Source organism: Enterococcus sp. AAFC-DPL-5182, from assembly GCF_058216605.1.
In genome coordinates, this window is record NZ_CM177101.1 from 1,148,429 (window position 1) to 1,167,972 (window position 19,544).

A 19,544-nucleotide genomic window follows, 5' to 3' on the forward strand; every position below is an offset into this window, starting at 1 on the left:
AAAAAATGGCTGTCAAACTTAAATTGATGGCTGAAAAATATTATTAAGTGCGTTTCTTAAAGCTGACAGACTGTTGTCAAACCTCCATGATAATATTGTTCTTGTAAGACACTTTTATCTAAATCAGGAGGATATTAAATGAAAAATAATAATGAATTTCCAACACCAACACTTATCGCAGTGAATGGAGTAGAGCTAGAGGTTTTTGAAGCTGGTCAACAAAATTTTGGGCGACCTATCGTTCTCTGTCACGGATGGCCGGAGCATGCCTATTCTTGGAGACATCAAGTGAATCCTCTTGTAGAAGCAGGCTATCATGTGATTATTCCGAATCAACGAGGGTACGGGAAATCTTCTTGTCCAAAAGAAGTCACAGCATATGATATTGAGCATCTAACAGGTGATCTTGTAGCCTTATTGGATCATTATGAATACAAAGATGCTATTTTTATGGGGCATGATTGGGGGGCAAGTGTTGTTTGGAGCATGGCTTTACTGCATCCAGAGCGTGTTCGTAAAATGATTAACTTATGTTTGCCTTACCAAATTCGAGGTGAGAAACCTTGGCTTGATTTTATGGAAGAAGTGTTTGGTGATGATTACTATTTTGTTCATTTTAACAAACAACCAGGTGTTGCAGATGCAATATTAGACGAAAATGCCTCACAATTTCTTCATAACTTATATCGAAAGAATGTGCCAGTACAAGGTCTTGGTGATGGAATGGAAATGATTAATCTAGCCAAAGCAACCAAGCCTTTAGGTGAAGCTGTTATGAGTGATGAGGATCTTTCGGTTTATATCTCAAGTTTCAATAAGACAGGTTTCACTCCAAGCATCAATTGGTACAGAAACCTAAATCGCAATTGGCATTTATTAGCGGATGTCTCTCCAATTATTCATCAGCCAACATTGATGGTTTACGGCGAGAAAGATAGTATCCCGCCACTTCCAAACATAAAAGATTTTGTCCCTAATATAGACGTTAAGAGTTTAAACACTGGTCATTGGATCCAAGAAGAAAGACCTGCTGAGCTTAATCAAATGATTTTGGAATGGCTGGAAAAATGAGTGAAGACGTATTTTTTAGTAATCAAACAGAATTTATTGAATGGTTGGCTATTCATCATCAAACAACTCGTGAAATTTGGGTAGTTTTCTTTAAGAAAAAGACCAATAAAGCAAGTCTTACTTGGTCTGAATCAGTAGATTGTGCACTGTCGTTTGGTTGGATTGATGGAATACGGAAAACAGTTGATGAGGCCAGCTATAAAATTCGTTTTACTCCACGTAAGTCTAATAGTCTCTGGAGTAGAGTTAATGTGCAAAAGGTATATAAACTGATAGAACTCAATCAAATGAGACCAGAAGGATTGGCTGTTTTCAATCAAAGAAAAGATCAAAAAGGGTATTCAGCAGTCCATAGAAACATTATTCTAATGAAAGAATATGAGGATAAAATCAGAAAAAATCCAAGTGCTTGGGAATTTTTCAATCAACTTCCGTCTTCTTATAGAAGAGATTCCATTTGGTGGATAATGAGTGCAAAAAAAGAAGAGACCAGACTAAGAAGACTGGAACGATTAATTGATTCATGGGAAGAGAGAAAGAGGTTAAGACCTTAGAATTTTCACTTTGCTTTATTCCTACTAAGATGATCGTATATAAGAGAGTATGTCATTCGCTGTTTCTCTAATGAATTTTTATAGAGTAAGGATTTTTCTTATACTTTTATTTTTTTGCATATAAATTGTCTATCCACTCTTGTAAAAAGAACGTATGTTTGGTATCCTGTATTCATAAGGAGGGATAAGTATGAGTGCAGCATTTAGTGTAACAAAATGGGATGAAGAACCAATAGATAAGTCAAAGAATGACTTTCCAGTGAATCGGGTTCAGGCAGAGTATGAACTTGAAGGTGAGTTACAAGGAAAAGCTTGGGTGGAGTATCTTCTCTATTATTTGGAAAGCAATAAAGAAGATGGACACCTAGCAACAGCAAGAATCACGGGATTTCTTCACTTTGAAGGCGAATATAAAGGAAAAACGGGAACCTTTACAGCCGCTGAAAAAGGAATTTTTGATAAAGGCTCACTTGACTCTCCTGGTATGATCATTAAAAGCACTGGAGAGTTACAAGGACTGACTGGTTCCTATCAATATGACTTTGTTGGTGAAAATAGTAAGCTGATTTTGGATTTTAAGGACAATGAATAATCTATCAAGATTGTTTTATATTATGCATTATCTGACGATGCACAAGAAAGCCAAGGCAACAATACTAGCAGAACAACTGGAAGTATCGACACGCACGATTTATCGAGATATTGATACGTTATCTGCGTTAGGCTTTCCAGTGTACGCTCAAAGCGGACGGGATGGTGGAATTCGTTTGTTGGAAACTCACCATTTGTCCGCTACTTTTGTGGATGATGAAGAGCAAGACCAAATTATTTTAGCGCTGCAAAATTTAGCCGCGACTAATTTAAAAAGTGTTACTCCTTTAGTCAATAAGCTATCCTCCTTATTCAAAAAAGAAGTAGAACAATGGATCGATATTGATTTTTCCACTTGGGGACGAGAAGATGAAGCCAAAACGATCGGATTGATTACCAAAGCTAAAAATAAAAAAAAATGTATCATTTTTTCTTACACCAACGGAAAAGGAAATAAGATGACAAGAGAAGCTATGCCAAATAGATTGATTTTTAAACAAAATGCTTGGTATTTAGCTGGTTACTGTTGTGTTAGAAATACGACCCGGTTATTTAAATTAAGACGAATGACCGAGCTGGTAATTTCCGAAAATGATATTGATGAAGCCAATTTAGTTAAAGACTATCAACCAGAATTTTCCAAGATATATGTAGAGTTTAAAATAAAAAATGAGCTATTTTATCAGGTAAAAGAAGACTTGCTAGATATCGAAATAGAGCAAGATTCAGATTATACAATTGTAAAGACTTGGCAATCGGAAGGTTCTTGGCTAACATCTTACTTATTATCGTTTGGTGCTTCTGTTGAAGTAGTGAAGCCGGTTGAATTAAAAGAAAAAATCAAAGAAGAGGTTACAAAAATCAATCAGATTTATTTTTGATTTGTTTGTTCAAGTCTTTTTCACGATTCCTCTTGAAACAATGACTATTGATTGAGATAATAGCAAAGAAAAGAGGGATCATTATGGGACAAATTTGGCTTGAGCGATTGCTTCGCTGGAATGCAAAAATTCAAAAATTATTGGTGGGAAGATATGCTCGAATGGATCAATTGAACAATACCCTAATGAAAGGGAGTTTGGTCTTATTACTGCTTAATTTATTTTTACCAACATCGATTGCTTTTTGGATAGCGGCGGCACTGTTGCTATGGATAAATTATCGCTTTTTCTCGAAAAGAATTTATCCACGCTCAAATGAAAATACCCGCTATGTTTTAAAAGTACAACAATTAAAAAAGAAATTTAGTACGACAAAAGAAAAATTCAAAGAGCGTAAGACGTATGCTTTTTTTAAGTGTCCAAATTGTAAACAACAATTACGAGCACCTAAAGGAAAAGGGCTGATCAAGATTACTTGTTCAACCTGTAAAGAGCAATTTAATAAAACGGTTTGAGTAAAGAACTTCTGAGAAGATTTGGTAGATCTCAGAAGTTTTTTTGCTTGGAAGAAAAACGAACGATCATTCATTCCTAAAGTTATTTGTTCTGTTTTTTTGTTATTCAATGAAAAAATTATGATATAATAGGAAAAACTTATTCAGGATTGTATTATCTAGCTTCACAGGCTAGCTCCTCGGAAAAAAGATAAAAAAGGATTGCGGCAAATAACGCCACCCTAATTTTTTCCTATTTTTCGGTCGGAGCCAATCGAGCCTGTTCAGCTTTTGTATTATCTAGCTTCACAGGCTAGCTCCTCGGAAAAAAGATAAAAAAGGATTGCGGCAAATAATGTCACCCTAATTTTTTCCTATTTTTCGGTCGGAGCCAATCGAGCCTGTTCAGCTTTTGTATCATCTAGCTTCACAGCTAGCTCCTCAGAAAAAAATGTGGTAGATAAAGCCACCCTCATTTTTTTTGATCGAGGTAAATCAAAATGTTAATACCATTTAAATTAGGAGGAAACGATATGCGCGCAGTATTGACAGTTATCGGTAAAGACAAGGTAGGAATTATTGCAGGAGTCAGTCAAAAATTAGCTGAATTGAATATGAATATTATTGATGTTTCCCAGACGATTATGGATAGTTATTTTACAATGATGATGGTATTGGAAATTTCTGAAGACAATAATAATTTTGAAGCAATTCGCTCTGAGCTAAATACTCTAGGAGAAAAACTAGGTGTGACAATCAGTATTCAAAATGAAGAAATCTTCAATGTTATGCATAGACTATAGGAATTAATTTTGTGGTACTAGTTTTTATATTACTTAGCTTCAAGAGCTAATCTTTCGGGAAAAAGATAAAAAAATAAATGAGACAAAGAACGTCTCAGTCATTTTTTTCCTATTTTCCAGTCAAGGCTGACCGAGCTCTTTCAGCTTTTAAATTTAGGAGGAAACTTTTTGGAAACAAATCAGATTTTGGAAACAATCCGCATGATTGAAGAAGAAAATTTAGATATTAGAACCATCACAATGGGTATCTCATTGCTAGATTGCATTGATAGTGACAGTGACCAAGCCTGTCAAAAAATTTACGACAAAATCACTCGCTTGGCGAAAAACCTAGTTAAAGTTGGCGAAGAAATTGAATCTGAGTATGGGATCCCCATCATTAATAAACGAATCTCTGTAACGCCTATCGGAATTATTGCTGCTGCAAGTCCAGACAAGGATTATGTAAAATATGCTAAAGCTTTAGATAGAGCAGCTCAAGCTGTCGGTGTCAATTTTATCGGCGGATTCAGTGCGTTAGTTGAAAAAGGCTACCAACATGGCGATGAAATCTTGATCAATTCAATTCCGCAAGCGTTGGCAGAAACAGAATTTGTTTGTTCTTCTGTAAATATTGGTTCAACTAGAGCTGGAATCAATATGGATGCTGTTCGATACATGGGGTATGTAATCAAAGAAACTGCTGCAAAATCTGATATGGGCTGTGCGAAATTAGTTGTATTTGCAAATGCTGTAGAAGATAATCCATTTATGGCCGGTGCCTTTCATGGCGTTGGTGAAGCTGATTGTGTGATCAATGTAGGGGTTAGTGGACCAGGAGTTGTCAAACGGGCGCTAGAAAAAGTTAAAGGTGAGCCGTTTGATGTTGTGGCAGAAGTAGTAAAACAGACCGCATTTAAAATTACCAGAATGGGACAATTGGTTGGGAAAATAGCATCAGAGCGCTTAAATGTTCCTTTTGGAATCGTTGATCTATCATTAGCTCCAACGCCAGCTGTGGGTGATAGCGTTGCCTACATTTTGGAAGAAATGGGCTTAGAAAGTGTAGGCACACATGGTACAACGGCAGCGTTAGCGCTGTTGAACGATGCTGTGAAAAAAGGTGGCGTGATGGCTTGTAACCACGTTGGCGGATTATCAGGTGCATTTATCCCTGTGTCAGAAGATGCTGGTATGATCGATGCAGTTAATAATGGTGCTCTTAATTTAGAAAAATTAGAAGCAATGACAGCCATCTGTTCAGTTGGTTTAGACATGATTGCTATACCAGGTGAAACATCGGCTGAGACCATTGCTGCTATGATTGCTGATGAAGCGGCAATCGGTGTCATCAATCATAAAACAACAGCAGTTAGAATTATACCAGCTAAAGGAACAAAAGTTGGTGATATGGTCGAGTTTGGCGGTTTATTAGGTCGAGCACCAGTTATGAAAGTGAACGATTATGCTTCCACTGACTTTATTCTCCGCGGTGGTCGAATTCCTGCGCCGATCCATTCATTTAAAAATTAGATTAAAAAGAGTCTATGAGTATTTGTGATAAAAAGATGTGTGGTATAATGAAAAGCATAGATAGACTATGTTTTGCCCAGTCTTTATCCGGTCTCAATAATAGTTATTGAACTTAAAAAAAGGGAGATTTTAATTCATGGAAATAAAACGTCAACAAGAAGTTGTAGAAGCTTTTCATTACGATATGCGTACACAAGATATGGAAGAAGTAGAGACAGATCTTAGAGTAGGTTTTTCACCAATTGAATCAACTGATGAGAACTATCCAAAAGAAAATTCGATCATCGCAGCTCGTTTAGAGTTTCGCTTAGTTTTTGAGGAATATTTGTTATCTGGTTCAGTTAGTCAAATCAATCATATCATCAACCATAAGATTGAAACCCAAGAAGATATCTCACAAGAAGAAGTAGATGAATTGGTTAGTCCGTTGTTCGATATTGTACAGCGTATGGCTTATGAAATCACTGAAATTGCTTTAGATAAACCAGGTATCCAATTAAACTTTCAATCAGCAGCTGAATAAAAGTTTATCTTCAAGAGTTTGCGATAGTTTTTGACTATCACAAACTCTTTTTTTTATCATTCTAGAAACAAAATAATACCCCTTGGCCTATTAAATCAGGTACAATGGATGTATCACTGAAAATGAATTAAATTTATTTTTAGGGCGGATCATTGAAGAATGCTCCCCGGGAACCTTTACTTCCTTTGATGTACTTGTCATTTAACTTAAATTTAGGAGGGAAAAAAATGACAACACTCATCACTGTTTTAGTGGTCCTTGCATTTCTTGCAGTGTTATACGTCTTTTATCGTATGCAAGCAAAACACTATAAGTTTTCAACTCGTGTTTTTGCCGCATTAGGTGTCGGTATTGTATTAGGTGGAATTATTCAATTCGCATTCGGTACCCAAGACAAAGTCACAACGCAAGCAATGGAATGGATCGGTATTGTAGGTAATGGATATGTAGCGTTTTTACAAATGCTCGTAATCCCCTTGGTATTTGTTTCTATCGTAGGAGCATTTACTAAGATGAAAGAATCCAAGCAAGTTGGAAAAATTAGCTTTACTGTCCTAGCGACCTTGTTAGGAACAACGGCTATAGCAGCGTTGGTTGGAATTGGAACAACATTATTGTTTGGACTACAAGGTGCGAAATTTACAGAAGGAACGGCAGAAACGGCACGGATCGCAGAACTTGCGACACGACAGGAAACCGTTGAAAACCTATCGATTCCTCAACAAATTTTATCTTTTATTCCTAAAAATGTTTTTGCAGATTTTGCTGGCACTCGTCCAACTAGTACGATTGGCGTGGTGATTTTTGCCGCATTTGTTGGAATTGCCTACTTAGGTATTAAAAGAAAAGCACCGAAAGAAGCAGAATTTTTTGCAAACTTGATCGACAGTCTTTATAAAATCACGATGCGTATCGTAACATTGGTTTTACGCTTGACACCTTATGGAGTTTTAGCGTTGATGACTAATGTAGTTGCGACAAGTGATTATAATGCGATCCTTAACTTAGGAAAATTTGTATTCGCTTCTTACACCGCATTGATCATTGTAATGCTGGTTCACTTAGTAATCTTGATGGCAGTCAGAGTAAATCCTGTAAACTATTTGAAAAAATCGTTTCCAGTGCTGAGTTTTGCTTTTACTTCAAGATCGAGTGCAGGAGCAATGCCTTTAAATATTGAAACACAAACAAAAGCATTAGGTGTTGATGATGCTACAGCAAACTTTGCTGCAAGTTTTGGTATGTCAATTGGACAAAATGGCTGTGCGGGGGTTTATCCTGCGATGTTGGCAACAATCGTTGCGCCAACCGTTGGAATCAATGTCTTTAGTTTAGAATTTATTTTAATGTTAGTCGCAATCGTAACGATCAGCTCATTCGGTGTTGCTGGTGTCGGTGGTGGGGCAACATTTGCTTCATTGATCGTGTTGGGTGCAATGAACTTACCTGTGGCAATCGTTGGATTGGTTATTTCTGTCGAACCATTGATCGATATGGCTAGAACGGCCGTTAACGTTAGTGACAGTATGGTAGCGGGAATCGTGACTAGTTCACGAATTAAAGAGTTAGACCGTGATGTGCTGAATGATAGTAGTCTAGTTATTGAAGAAAATGCTTAAAAAGTGATTCACTTCTCTTCCCCAAGAGAGTAAAAAAAGTAAGGTATGATCATTATTGATCGTATCTTACTTTTTAGTTTGAGTAGAGCAAATTTATTTTCATAAACCTTAGCATACGCTATGATAGAAAGTATATAATAGAAAAGAATGATGTAAGAATAGGGGAGAAACTATGTTTACCAACCAAATCAAAATAATGCTATATGTAACGAATGTAGAAGAATCAAGCAAATTCTGGCAAAAAATCGGTTTTGTAGAAAAGGAACGAGATGCTGTTGACGGTACATTAGTTGTAGAAATTGCACCAAGTGAAACTGCTGAAACAATGATTGTGTTATACGACCTAGAATTTATCCAACAACATTCACCAGAAGTTGCAGGCAATACACCGTCGTTGATGTTTTTTGCAGATGATGTCATTAGTTTATACAAAAACATGAAGGATGCTGGCGTGCGTGTCGGGGAATTAGTTCAATTACCAACTGGATTAGTGTTCAATTTTGCGGATAATGATGAGAATTATTTTGCGGTATCTGGACAATAAGAAGGAAACATACACGAATAGCCCAGGTTTTTCTTTTTGAAAAGCCTGGGCTGTTTTGTTTTTAGAGCTGTGCATTTATACACAAGCAAATAGCTCGCTTTTCCTATTTCTTTTTTTATATACTGAACACGTATGAATAGAAAAAGGGAACTGTACAGTTATTATGGAGATAGCAAAACAGTTTCTAAGAAAAAGGAGAAAGATAAAATGGATTACCGCGTATTACTTTATTATAAATACACGACAATTGAAAACCCAGAAGAATTTGCAAAGGAGCATTTAGCTTTTTGTAAGTCGTTGAACTTAAAAGGAAGAATTTTAGTAGCAAATGAAGGAATCAATGGCACCCTTTCAGGGACGATTGCGGATACCGATGCTTATATGGAAGTGATGTTAGCTGATGATCGTTTCAAAGATACCTATTTCAAGATCGATGAAGTAGCAGAAAATGCCTTCCATAAAATGTTCGTTCGTCCTAGAAAAGAACTTGTTTCTTTAAGCTTGGAAGAAGATGTGAATCCATTAGAATTAACTGGGAAATATTTAGAGCCGGTGGAATTTAAAGAAGCATTGCTAGATGAAGATACAGTTGTAATCGATGCTAGAAATGATTATGAATATGATCTGGGTCATTTCAGAGGGGCTGTTCGTCCTGACATTCGTAACTTTAGAGAATTACCACAATGGATTAGAGACAACAAAGAACAATTTATGGACAAAAAAGTTGTTACTTACTGTACTGGTGGTATTCGTTGTGAGAAATTTTCTGGTTGGTTGATCAAAGAAGGCTTTGAAGATGTCGCTCAACTTCATGGGGGAATCGCTGTTTATGGAAAAGATCCTGAAACAAGAGGCGAACTATGGGATGGAAAAATGTATGTCTTTGATGAACGAATCAGTGTTGAAATCAATCATGTTGATAAAAAAATCATTGGTAAAGACTGGTTTGATGGCACGCCTTGCGAACGCTACATCAATTGTGCTAATCCATTCTGTAATAAACAAATTTTAGCATCAGAAGAAAACGAAGCGAAGTATCTTGGTAGCTGTTCAGATGAATGTCGCCATCATCCTGCGAATCGTTATGTGATGAGAAATGAACTTTCAGAACAAGATGTGAAGGCTAGACTTGAAGCCATTGCAAATTAATTAATTTAAATCCAAAACGATATTTCACCATAAAAACACCGATCTCCAAACGTCAAATTTCTGATTGAACGTTTGGAGGTCGGTTTAGTTTATTATTACTATGCCTTGCCTTTTTATAATATAAAGCCAAAAAGCATGATGAAGAACAGTAAAAATACTACGTTTATGGCAGTAAACTGCCAAAGAAAAACTTTTGATTGTTTAGGATAGTACTCTTTATATAGTTTAAAACCAATCAAATTAGCTAACGAAGCAATGATCGTTCCTAAGCCTCCCACATTAACACCCCAAAAAAGTGCCTGAGATTGTTCTGTAAATGGTGCAATCAAAATAGCAGCAGGAACGTTACTGATGATTTGGCTAACGAGAATACTACCAAAAAATGTTTGTGTATTGGTGATGAATTGTTCTCTAATGAAAGTCGAAAGCAGTTCGATCTGAGCAAAATTACCCACAGCAATAAAGAAAAAGATAAAGGTCCATAACAGTTTATAATCAATTTGTCTAAGTACATTTTTATCATAAATGGTTAGGATGATCACGGCAATCGGAATTACAACATAATATGGGAGTATGTTAAAAATCCCTAAAAGAATGAAACAGCCAATGAAACTAAAAAATGGTATTTTTCTTTTGTCGATCTTGGGAACCAGAGTGTGATGTGTTGGAAGTACTCTTTTTTTTATGAATAGAAATGAAATCAATAAAAATATAATTGAAGAAATGAGTAGTACGATGGACCATTTAAAAAATGTCACAGTGGAAAGTGAATAATAAGAAAATAAGAACAGGTTTTGTGGGTTACCAAAAGGAAAAAAACTACTACCTAAATTTGCGGCAACAATCAACAGGACGGCACCAAAAATTTTGTCGCCCATTTCTGGAAACTTCTTGATGATCGTGAGATAAATCGGCATCAATGTAAGAATCGCAACATCGTTTGTTAGGATCATAGAGCTGAAAAACGATAAAAAGACAATATTTCTGATCAGGTCACGAGAGGTCGAAGAAAAATCAATCATTTTATCAGCAAAATAGGTTAGAATACCAAATTTTTCAAGATTTTTTATGAATAGCATCAAACCAAGTAAACAAAAAATAACTTTAAAATCAATTGAGTGTAACGAGAATTTACCGAAATAACAACTAATAATGGCAATCAAAAAAGACAGAGAAAATAATAAATCCTCGGTAAAAAAAGTATATAGTCGTTTCATTACAAGGCTCCTTTTTTTAGGTATTGTAGTCTGAAGACTGTTCAAATTTACTTTAAAAAAGAATAATTATCAAGTATAAAGTAAGTTCAAACAATATAAAAATGGATCACTCATACATGAAGAGCGACCCATTCTTTCTTTCTAAATATTAAGCACTTTATCCAAGAAATCTTTCGTCCGTTCATTCTGTGGATTTTCAAAGATTTGTTGTGGTGTACCATCTTCTAAGAAATTACCGCCATCAATAAACATGACGCGATTGGCTACTTCTTTTGCAAAGCCCATTTCGTGAGTTACGATGACCATCGTCATTCCTTGTTTTGCTAATTTTTTCATGACATTCAACACATCACCGACCATTTCAGGATCAAGTGCAGATGTTGGTTCATCGAATAGCATGATATCAGGATTCATTGCTAAGGCACGAGCGATTGCTACACGTTGCTTTTGTCCGCCTGATAATGATTCTGGGTAACTATCTTTTTTATCGGCCAAACCAACAGTATCTAAAAGCTTGATTGCTTTTTCTTCTGCTTCTTTCTTTGACAAGCGGCCTAAATCCGTTGGTGCCAAAGTAATATTTTCTAAGATTGATAAGTGAGGAAACAAATTAAAATGTTGGAAAACCATTCCAATATGCTGACGCACTTTGTTGATATTCGTATTTTTATCCGTTAAATTTGCTCCATCGATGATAATATCACCGCTAGTGGCTTCTTCAAGCTGATTCAAACAGCGAAGAAAAGTACTTTTGCCAGACCCAGAAGGACCAATGACACAAACAACATCGCCTTCTTGAATGGAAACGTTGATGTCGTTCAGTACGGTATTATCGCCGTATTTTTTTACTAAATGTTCTACAAGAATTTTTTCAGCCATATTATTTCACCTTCTTTTCTAAAACTTTCGCTAATTTCGTCAAGGCTGTAATCAAGATCAAGTACATCATTGCGATCACGAAGTATACCATAGTACTTTGTAAGTTTCTAGCAACAATTATTTTACCTGTTTGCAGTAGTTCGATCAAACCGATCGCAGAAAGAATCGTTGTATCTTTTAAAGAAATAACAAATTGATTGACGAAAGAAGGTATCATGATTTTGATTGCTTGCGGTAAAATGATTTTTTGCATGGTTCGATTATAAGAAAGTCCTAAACTGCGAGAAGCTTCCATTTGTCCAACGGGTACTGCGTTGATCCCACCACGGACAATTTCAGAGATATAAGCACTTGCATTTAATGTTAGAGTAATGATCCCTGCAAGAAAAACAGGAATGTTAAAACCTAAAATCCCTGGTAAGCCAAAGTAGATGAAGAAGGCTAATACCATTAAAGGAATACCACGAATGATATCAACATAAATAGTGGAGATCACGCGTAACGTTTTAGAAGGAGATGCACTGAATAATCCAAAGATCACTCCAACGATCAACGCTAAAATAAATGAAATCAGTGTTAACTGAATAGTCATCCATAAACCGCTCAACAGACGTTTCCAGTTGTTTTGAATCATACCAGTGAAGGTTGATTCATCTACTTTATTTTCAGTAGAACCATCTTTTACGTATTTTCCGATGATCTCGTCATACTCGCCAGTACGTTTTAATTCAGCTAAACCTTCATTGAACATTTGAACCAATTCAGGATTTTTGCCTTTTTTAACTGCGAAACCGTACTTTCCACCTTCTTCACGAGGAATCGGTGTTGCTAATGGTTGTTTTTGAGCGACACCATAACCGATTACTGGATAGTCATCCATCATCGCATTGATTTCACCAATTTCAAGCGCGCTATACAATGCATCAGTTGTATCTAAATATTTGACTGAGTAGCCATATTTATTTTTATTCGTTTCAAGAAAATCAGCACTTTCAGTTCCAATTTTAGCACCAACTTTTTTGCCTTTTAAATCTTCGTAAGAGTGAATATCATCATTGCCTTTTTTGACAGCGATTTGAATGCCGCTGTTAAAATAAGGAGTAGAGAAGTCAAATGATTTTTCACGTTCATCTGTGATTGTCATTCCAGCGATCATAGCGTCTGCTTGTCCAGATTCAACTGCTTGAACAGCAGAACTAAAACCGATAAATTTAAACTCGATAGTAAAGTCTTGTAATTCAGCAATGCGGTTAACTAAATCCACATCGATTCCCTCATACTTACCATTTGAATTTTGGAATTCAAATGGAGCAAAAGTCGAATCACTTGCAATCACGTAAGACTCTTTTTTGGGTTGGATCTTCTTCATTTTAGAGTCAGAGTCAGTTTTTGTCTCAGTTCCAGTAGAAATATATTTAGCTAAAATATCCTCATACTTACCTGAACTTTTTAGTTCTTTCAAACCAGCATTAAACTTTTCGATCAATTCTTTGTTTTGTCCTTTTTTAACAGCAAAACCGTAAGAACTGCCTGTTTCTTTTTTGCCAACTAATTGTAGGTTTTGACCATTTGTTACAGCATAGCCCAAAACGGGATAGTCATCAAAAATTGCATCTGCTTCGCCATTTTCTAGCGCTTGATAAAGTCCTGTTGCATCATCAAAATTTTTGACAGTATAGCCATATTTTTCTTGATTTTTCTCCAAGAAAGTAGCACTTTCAGTTCCTACTTTAGCTGCGGCCGTTTTCCCTTTTAAGTCTTCATAACGTTTGATTTTGTCATTGCCTTTTTTGACAGCCATTTGTAAGCCGCTGTCGAAATAAGGTTCTGAAAAGTCGAATGATTTCTTACGTTCATCTGTAATACTCATACCGGCAATCATACCGTCAACTTGTTTTGACTGTACAGCTTGAATCGCACTGTCAAAACCAAGTGGTTTCAGGTTTACTTTGAAGTTCTGATCTTTAGCGATCGCATGAAGTAAATCCACATCGATTCCGACATATTCACCTTTAGAGTCTTGAAATTCAAAAGGGGCAAAAGTCAAATCTGTTCCTATATTATATGTTTTTTCCTCAGCTTGAGCATTCTGCCCAAGTGTAAATGTCAGTAGACTTGCCATCATTACAATGAATGAAAGTAAAAAGTGTTTCCTTTTCATAAAATACCTCCTATATTTGCATATTGGATAATTATATAGTAAAAAAAGGCAAAAACACAAGTCATTCAACGTGATATAATTAAAAAAAACTCATTTTCTTACATCATATGTCACAAAACATTACATATCTAGGTGTAAGTAGCAAAGGATAAACTAAAAGGATGCAAACAAAAGATTAAATAAAATGTAAATTAGCGAAAATTGCGTATACGCAATGCATTCTATAACTAGCGAAAATATGTTCGGTATGTTAAAATAATTACAGGAGTTTCTTTTCAATTTCACTAGTTAAAAATAGCAAAAAAGTGCGTATCATCTAGTCGATAAGAGACGTTTTGTTTCTATTTAAGGAGATGTGTACCAGATCATTTGCTGATATTCTAGTTGAATAGAAACCAAAACTAAATGAAGTAAAAGGAGGATGTTAAATGATAGAAAGAGAGACCTCCAATACATTTGACTTAGTCTCAAAATATAAGCCGGATGGGGATCAGCCAGAAGCCATCAAAAGGTTAGTTGAAGGAATTGAAGGCGGCGAAAAGGCACAAATTCTGTTAGGAGCTACCGGAACAGGTAAAACATTTACGATTTCCAATGTCATCAAAGAAGTCAACAAGCCAACATTGGTTATTGCTCATAATAAAACATTAGCTGGACAGCTTTATGGAGAGTTTAAAGAATTCTTCCCGAATAACGCGGTCGAGTATTTTGTTAGTTATTATGATTATTATCAACCAGAAGCATATGTTCCTTCTAGTGATACATATATAGAAAAAGATGCCAGTATCAATGACGAAATCGATAAATTACGACATTCAGCAACAAGTTCTTTATTAGAAAGAAATGATGTAATCGTGATTGCTTCGGTTTCCTGTATCTTTGGTTTAGGAGATCCAAAAGAGTATAGTGAACAAGTTGTGTCTATTCGTGTTGGTATGGAGATGGATCGTAGTAAGCTATTGACTGATTTGGTAAATATTCAGTTTGAACGAAATGATATCGACTTTCAACGTGGACGTTTTCGTGTACGAGGAGATGTGGTGGAAATTTTTCCAGCTTCCAGAGACGATCATGCGTTAAGAGTTGAGTTTTTTGGTGATGAAATCGAACGGATCAGAGAAGTGGATGCTCTCACAGGTGAAGTAATCGGCGAGACAGAACATGTCGCGATTTTTCCAGCAACTCACTTCGTAACCAACGAAGATCATATGGAACATGCGATTTCCCAAATCCAAGAAGAATTAGATGCTCGTCTAACTGTATTGCGTAATGAAAATAAATTATTAGAAGCCCAAAGATTAGAACAAAGAACGAATTATGATATTGAAATGATGAGAGAAATGGGCTACACATCAGGTATCGAAAATTATTCTCGTCATATGGATGGTCGTTCAGAAGGTGAACCGCCTTACACTCTGATTGACTTCTTCCCAGATGATTTTCTACTTGTGATCGATGAATCCCATGTATCGATGCCTCAAATTCGTGGCATGTATAACGGTGACCGTGCCAGAAAACAAATGCTCGTTGACTATGGATTCCGTTTGCCGAGTGCTTTAGATAATCGACCATTACGTCTTGAAGAATTTGAAGAGCACGTTCATCAAGTGGTGTATGTTTCAGCAACACCGGGACCATATGAACATGAACAAACAGATACCGTGATTCCGCAAATTATTCGACCAACTGGTTTGTTAGATCCATTGATCGAAGTTCGTCCAATCATGGGTCAAATCGATGATTTAGTCGGTGAAATCCATGAGCGTGTAGAAAAAGATCAGCGCGTCTTTATTACAACATTGACGAAGAAAATGTCTGAGGATTTAACCGATTATCTGAAAGAATTAGGAATCAAAGTGAAGTATCTTCATAGTGATATCAAAACATTAGAACGAACAGAAATCATTCGAGATTTACGTTTAGGTGAATTTGATGTGTTGATTGGAATCAACTTGCTTCGTGAAGGGTTAGACGTACCAGAAGTATCCTTGATCGCGATTTTGGATGCAGATAAAGAAGGGTTCTTGCGAAGTGAGCGTTCGTTGATTCAAACCATTGGACGTGCAGCTCGTAATTCTGACGGTAGAGTAATCATGTACGCTGATAAGATTACTGATTCTATGCAAAAAGCAATGGATGAAACGGCACGTCGTCGCTCCATCCAAGAAAAATATAATGAAGAACATGGTATTACACCAAAAACAATCATTAAAGAAATCCGTGAGTTGATCTCAATTTCTAAGACGAATGAGAAAGGCGAAACAGTCAAGATCGATAAGTCTTATCATGAATTGAGTCGCCAGGAAAAAGCTGATTTATTAATGAAATTAGAAAAAGAAATGCGGGATGCCGCTAAAGCCTTAGACTTTGAAACGGCTGCAACTTTAAGAGATACGATATTGGAGTTAAAAGCTGGAGATTAAAGAATACTCGCTGTATTTTACAACAAAGGAGATAAACAATGGCAAATGATAAAATCGTCATTCATGGCGCACGCGCACATAATTTAAAAGATATAGATGTTACGATCCCTCGTGACAAAATGGTTGTAGTGACTGGATTATCTGGTTCAGGGAAAAGTTCACTGGCTTTCGATACATTGTACGCTGAAGGTCAGCGCCGTTATGTGGAAAGTCTTTCAGCTTATGCAAGACAATTTTTAGGTCAAATGGATAAACCAGATGTGGACAGTATCGATGGATTAAGCCCTGCTATTTCCATCGATCAAAAAACCACAAGTAAAAACCCACGTTCGACTGTCGGAACGGTCACTGAAATCAATGACTATTTACGATTATTATTTGCTCGGGTCGGTCATCCGATTTGTCCTAACGACGGTACTGAAATTACCAGTCAATCTGTTGAACAAATGGTAGACAAGGTGTTAGAGCTACCAGAAAAGACAAAACTACAAGTATTAGCGCCAGTGATCGTTAAGAAAAAAGGTCAGCACAAAAAAGTCTTCGAGATGATTCAGCGTGAGGGCTATGTTCGGATGCGTGTCGATGGAGAAACGTATGACGTAACAGAAGCACCTGAACTTGAAAAAAATAAAAAACATGATATTGCAATCGTAATTGACCGAATCGTGGTAAAAGAAGGAATCCGCTCTCGTTTGTTTGATTCATTCGAAGCCGCATTACGTTTAGCCGATGGTTATGCTTTGGTTGATGTGATTGATGGGGAAGAAATGCTGTTTAGCGAACATTACGCTTGCCCGTATTGCGGTTTCACAGTAGGCGAATTGGAGCCAAGATTGTTTTCGTTTAATGCACCATTTGGAGCATGTTCTGATTGTGATGGATTAGGTATAAAATTAGAAGTCGATCGTGACTTAGTGATTCCAGATCCGACTAAAACATTACGTGAAGGAGCAATCACACCGTGGAATCCAATAAGTTCTCAATATTACCCACAGATGTTGGAACAAGCTGCTGATAGTTTTAATATCGATATGGACACGCCATTTAACGAGCTTCCTGAGGAACATCAAGATATTATTTTAAATGGATCAAATGGTGAGCCATTCCATTTTCATTACGAAAATGATTTTGGCGGAGTACGAGATGTAGAAGTGCCGTTTGAAGGTGTTTTAACGAATATCAAGCGTCGCTACCATGAAACAAATAGTGATTTTACGCGCGATCAAATGCGTTTATATATGACTGAATTAACTTGTAGAACATGTAAGGGGTATCGCTTGAATCCGCAAGCTTTATCCGTCAAAATCGATAACACGAATATCGGTCAAGTCAGTGAATTAGCAATCAAAAATGCAGTACAATTTTTTGAAACAGTGACATTATCTGAACAAGAACAAATGATTGCCAAACCAATTTTAAAAGAAGTGAAAGATCGTTTGAACTTTTTGAAGAATGTCGGATTGGATTATTTAACACTGAGCCGAGCAGCTGGAACGTTGTCTGGTGGAGAGGCACAGAGGATACGTTTAGCCACACAGATTGGTTCAAATTTATCTGGTGTTTTATATATTCTAGATGAGCCATCCATTGGCTTGCACCAACGAGATAACGATCGTTTGATCGAGTCTCTTAAAAAAATGCGGGATCTAGGGAATACACTGATCGTTGTTGAGCATGATGAAGATACCATGCGTGCATCGGATTACTTGATCGATGTTGGACCAGGTGCTGGGCATTTGGGTGGAGAGATCGTTGCTTCGGGTACACCTGATGAAGTAGCCAAAAATCCTAATTCTTTAACCGGGCAGTATTTATCTGGTAAAAAAGTAATCCCTGTTCCTAAAGAGCGTCGCAAAGGAAATGGTAAAAGCATCAAAGTAACAGGTGCAGCTGAGAATAATTTGAAAAATGTCACAGTAGAATTCCCATTAGGAGAATTTGTCGCAGTGACTGGGGTTTCTGGATCAGGGAAAAGTACGTTAGTCAATCAAATTTTGAAAAAAGCTTTGGCACAGAAAATCAATCGCAACTCAAATAAACCTGGTAAGCACAAAAGTATTACCGGCTATAAACATATCGAAAAAATTATCGATATCGATCAAAGTCCGATCGGCCGGACACCACGAAGCAACCCAGCAACTTATACAAGCGTTTTTGATGATATTCGTGATTTATTTGCAAAAACCAATGAAGCAAAAGTCCGTGGGTATAAAAAAGGTCGTTTTAGTTTCAATGTCAAAGGCGGCCGCTGTGAAGCTTGTCGTGGAGATGGAATCATTAAAATCGAAATGCACTTTTTACCAGATGTTTATGTTCCTTGTGAAGTTTGTCATGGGAAACGCTACAACTCTGAAACATTAGAAGTCCACTATAAAGGAAAAAATATTTCCGATATCTTAGATTTAACCGTTGAGGATGCAGTGGCGTTCTTTAAACATATTCCCAAAATACATCGTAAATTGCAAACGATTGTTGATGTAGGATTAGGCTATGTTACTTTAGGTCAGCCAGCTACCACATTATCCGGCGGTGAAGCTCAAAGGATGAAACTAGCAAGTGAACTCCATAAAAATTCAAATGGTAAAAATTTCTACATCTTAGATGAGCCAACTACTGGATTGCACACAGATGATATTGCTCGTCTGTTGGTCGTGTTAGAAAGACTTGTTGAAGCAGGGAACACTGTACTGGTTATTGAACATAATCTAGATGTCATTAAATCAGCGGATCATGTTATTGATTTAGGTCCAGAAGGTGGAGATGGCGGAGGAACGATTGTTGCAACAGGAACTCCAGAAGATATTGCAAAAGTTAAAGATAGCTACACTGGAAAATATTTGAAACGTGTTTTATAAATTGGTATACTCCATTTTGAAAGTATTATCATCGTTTTTAAAGAAAATCTGAAGTTTGGATAAAAATTGTCTATTGGTATTGATTTCTTTAGATTCTTGAAGTAAAATCACAGTCAGATAGATATATTGTTCAACCGAATTGGTATATATCTTTCCTTCTATAAATAATCCGTTCAAAAAAGAAAAGCACAACTCTCATTATTAGAGAGTTGTCTTTTTTTGTTTTAGATCAGTTATATTTTATTGGAAAAAAATAAAATAGACTATC

16 protein-coding genes are annotated in these 19,544 nt (G+C 36.5%); 13 read left to right on the forward strand and 3 right to left on the reverse strand.

Going from position 1 to position 19,544, the window contains the following annotated elements:
- Positions 1-138 precede the first annotated feature (138 nt).
- The 11 genes from AC4BB7_RS05300 to trhO all read left to right on the forward strand — a co-directional run bounded on the left by AC4BB7_RS05300 (position 139) and on the right by trhO (position 9,741).
- Positions 139-1,071 carry an alpha/beta fold hydrolase gene (locus AC4BB7_RS05300; RefSeq protein ID WP_490484650.1) on the forward strand — a complete coding sequence of 311 codons (933 nt, stop codon included), beginning with the start codon at positions 139-141 and terminating at the stop codon, positions 1,069-1,071.
- Positions 1,068-1,625 (forward strand): YdeI/OmpD-associated family protein, encoded by a 558-nt coding sequence (locus AC4BB7_RS05305; RefSeq protein ID WP_490484651.1) that lies wholly within the window; start codon positions 1,068-1,070, stop codon positions 1,623-1,625. Before AC4BB7_RS05300 ends, AC4BB7_RS05305 begins: the two co-directional genes overlap by 4 nt.
- A gap of 190 nt (positions 1,626-1,815) precedes the next feature.
- Entirely contained in the window at positions 1,816-2,217 is a 402-nt protein-coding gene (locus AC4BB7_RS05310) for a DUF3224 domain-containing protein (RefSeq protein WP_490484652.1), read from the forward strand.
- Positions 2,210-3,097, forward strand: a complete 888-nt coding sequence (locus tag AC4BB7_RS05315; protein WP_490484653.1) for a helix-turn-helix transcriptional regulator — start codon at positions 2,210-2,212, stop codon at positions 3,095-3,097. The genes AC4BB7_RS05310 and AC4BB7_RS05315 overlap by 8 nt, the downstream gene beginning before the upstream one ends.
- Before the next feature lie 83 nt (positions 3,098-3,180).
- The gene (locus tag AC4BB7_RS05320) at positions 3,181-3,612 is read left to right on the forward strand and encodes a hypothetical protein (protein ID WP_490484654.1); all 432 of its coding nucleotides are present in this window, start codon (positions 3,181-3,183) and stop codon (positions 3,610-3,612) included.
- A gap of 512 nt (positions 3,613-4,124) precedes the next feature.
- Entirely contained in the window at positions 4,125-4,394 is a 270-nt protein-coding gene (locus AC4BB7_RS05325) for an ACT domain-containing protein (RefSeq protein WP_490484655.1), read from the forward strand.
- A gap of 168 nt (positions 4,395-4,562) precedes the next feature.
- The gene (locus tag AC4BB7_RS05330) at positions 4,563-5,906 is read left to right on the forward strand and encodes a PFL family protein (protein WP_490484656.1); all 1,344 of its coding nucleotides are present in this window, start codon (positions 4,563-4,565) and stop codon (positions 5,904-5,906) included.
- A gap of 136 nt (positions 5,907-6,042) precedes the next feature.
- Complete coding sequence (locus AC4BB7_RS05335; RefSeq protein WP_086312168.1) at positions 6,043-6,429, forward strand: DUF1149 family protein; 387 nt, start codon at positions 6,043-6,045, stop codon at positions 6,427-6,429.
- Between the two features lie 227 nt (positions 6,430-6,656).
- Positions 6,657-8,048, forward strand: coding sequence for an L-cystine transporter (locus AC4BB7_RS05340; protein WP_490484657.1), 1,392 nt, complete (start codon positions 6,657-6,659; stop codon positions 8,046-8,048).
- Positions 8,049-8,220: 172 nt separating this feature from the next.
- On the forward strand, positions 8,221-8,592 hold the full coding sequence (locus AC4BB7_RS05345; protein WP_086312170.1) for a VOC family protein: 372 nt from the start codon (positions 8,221-8,223) through the stop codon (positions 8,590-8,592).
- A 207-nt stretch (positions 8,593-8,799) separates the two neighbouring features.
- Positions 8,800-9,741, forward strand: a complete 942-nt coding sequence (trhO, locus tag AC4BB7_RS05350; RefSeq protein WP_490484658.1) for an oxygen-dependent tRNA uridine(34) hydroxylase TrhO — start codon at positions 8,800-8,802, stop codon at positions 9,739-9,741.
- Between the two features lie 113 nt (positions 9,742-9,854).
- Here the strand turns inward: trhO and AC4BB7_RS05355 are convergent, their stop codons facing one another.
- The 3 genes from AC4BB7_RS05355 to AC4BB7_RS05365 form a co-directional block, all read right to left on the reverse strand.
- Entirely contained in the window at positions 9,855-10,958 is a 1,104-nt protein-coding gene (locus tag AC4BB7_RS05355) for an SLC13 family permease (RefSeq protein WP_490484659.1), read from the reverse strand.
- A gap of 141 nt (positions 10,959-11,099) precedes the next feature.
- Positions 11,100-11,837, reverse strand: a complete 738-nt coding sequence (locus tag AC4BB7_RS05360) for an amino acid ABC transporter ATP-binding protein (protein ID WP_010773153.1) — start codon at positions 11,835-11,837, stop codon at positions 11,100-11,102.
- A 1-nt stretch (position 11,838) separates the two neighbouring features.
- Positions 11,839-13,998 carry an amino acid ABC transporter substrate-binding protein/permease gene (locus tag AC4BB7_RS05365; protein ID WP_490484660.1) on the reverse strand — a complete coding sequence of 720 codons (2,160 nt, stop codon included), beginning with the start codon at positions 13,996-13,998 and terminating at the stop codon, positions 11,839-11,841.
- Positions 13,999-14,426: 428 nt separating this feature from the next.
- Here AC4BB7_RS05365 and uvrB point away from each other — a divergent pair, with 428 nt between their 5' ends.
- A complete protein-coding gene (gene uvrB, locus AC4BB7_RS05370) occupies positions 14,427-16,421 on the forward strand; it encodes an excinuclease ABC subunit UvrB (protein WP_086312174.1) in 1,995 nt (664 codons plus the stop codon).
- Positions 16,422-16,459: 38 nt separating this feature from the next.
- Positions 16,460-19,276 (forward strand): excinuclease ABC subunit UvrA, encoded by a 2,817-nt coding sequence (uvrA, locus tag AC4BB7_RS05375; protein ID WP_086312175.1) that lies wholly within the window; start codon positions 16,460-16,462, stop codon positions 19,274-19,276.
- Positions 19,277-19,544 lie beyond the last annotated feature (268 nt).

Excerpts from the sequence above, each read along its gene's own strand:
- AC4BB7_RS05305 (WP_490484651.1), top strand. The coding sequence starts at position 1,068 with ATGAGTGAAGACGTATTTTTTAGTAATCAAACAGAATTTATTGAATGG.
- AC4BB7_RS05345 (WP_086312170.1), top strand. The coding sequence starts at position 8,221 with ATGTTTACCAACCAAATCAAAATAATGCTATATGTAACGAATGTAGAA.
- AC4BB7_RS05355 (WP_490484659.1), bottom strand. The coding sequence starts at position 10,958 with ATGAAACGACTATATACTTTTTTTACCGAGGATTTATTATTTTCTCTG.
- AC4BB7_RS05320 (WP_490484654.1), top strand. The coding sequence starts at position 3,181 with ATGGGACAAATTTGGCTTGAGCGATTGCTTCGCTGGAATGCAAAAATT.
- AC4BB7_RS05365 (WP_490484660.1), bottom strand. The coding sequence starts at position 13,998 with ATGAAAAGGAAACACTTTTTACTTTCATTCATTGTAATGATGGCAAGT.
- trhO (WP_490484658.1), top strand. The coding sequence starts at position 8,800 with ATGGATTACCGCGTATTACTTTATTATAAATACACGACAATTGAAAAC.
- AC4BB7_RS05335 (WP_086312168.1), top strand. The coding sequence starts at position 6,043 with ATGGAAATAAAACGTCAACAAGAAGTTGTAGAAGCTTTTCATTACGAT.
- AC4BB7_RS05360 (WP_010773153.1), bottom strand. The coding sequence starts at position 11,837 with ATGGCTGAAAAAATTCTTGTAGAACATTTAGTAAAAAAATACGGCGAT.
- AC4BB7_RS05300 (WP_490484650.1), top strand. The coding sequence starts at position 139 with ATGAAAAATAATAATGAATTTCCAACACCAACACTTATCGCAGTGAAT.
- AC4BB7_RS05315 (WP_490484653.1), top strand. The coding sequence starts at position 2,210 with ATGAATAATCTATCAAGATTGTTTTATATTATGCATTATCTGACGATG.
- uvrB (WP_086312174.1), top strand. The coding sequence starts at position 14,427 with ATGATAGAAAGAGAGACCTCCAATACATTTGACTTAGTCTCAAAATAT.
- AC4BB7_RS05325 (WP_490484655.1), top strand. The coding sequence starts at position 4,125 with ATGCGCGCAGTATTGACAGTTATCGGTAAAGACAAGGTAGGAATTATT.
- uvrA (WP_086312175.1), top strand. The coding sequence starts at position 16,460 with ATGGCAAATGATAAAATCGTCATTCATGGCGCACGCGCACATAATTTA.
- AC4BB7_RS05310 (WP_490484652.1), top strand. The coding sequence starts at position 1,816 with ATGAGTGCAGCATTTAGTGTAACAAAATGGGATGAAGAACCAATAGAT.
- AC4BB7_RS05340 (WP_490484657.1), top strand. The coding sequence starts at position 6,657 with ATGACAACACTCATCACTGTTTTAGTGGTCCTTGCATTTCTTGCAGTG.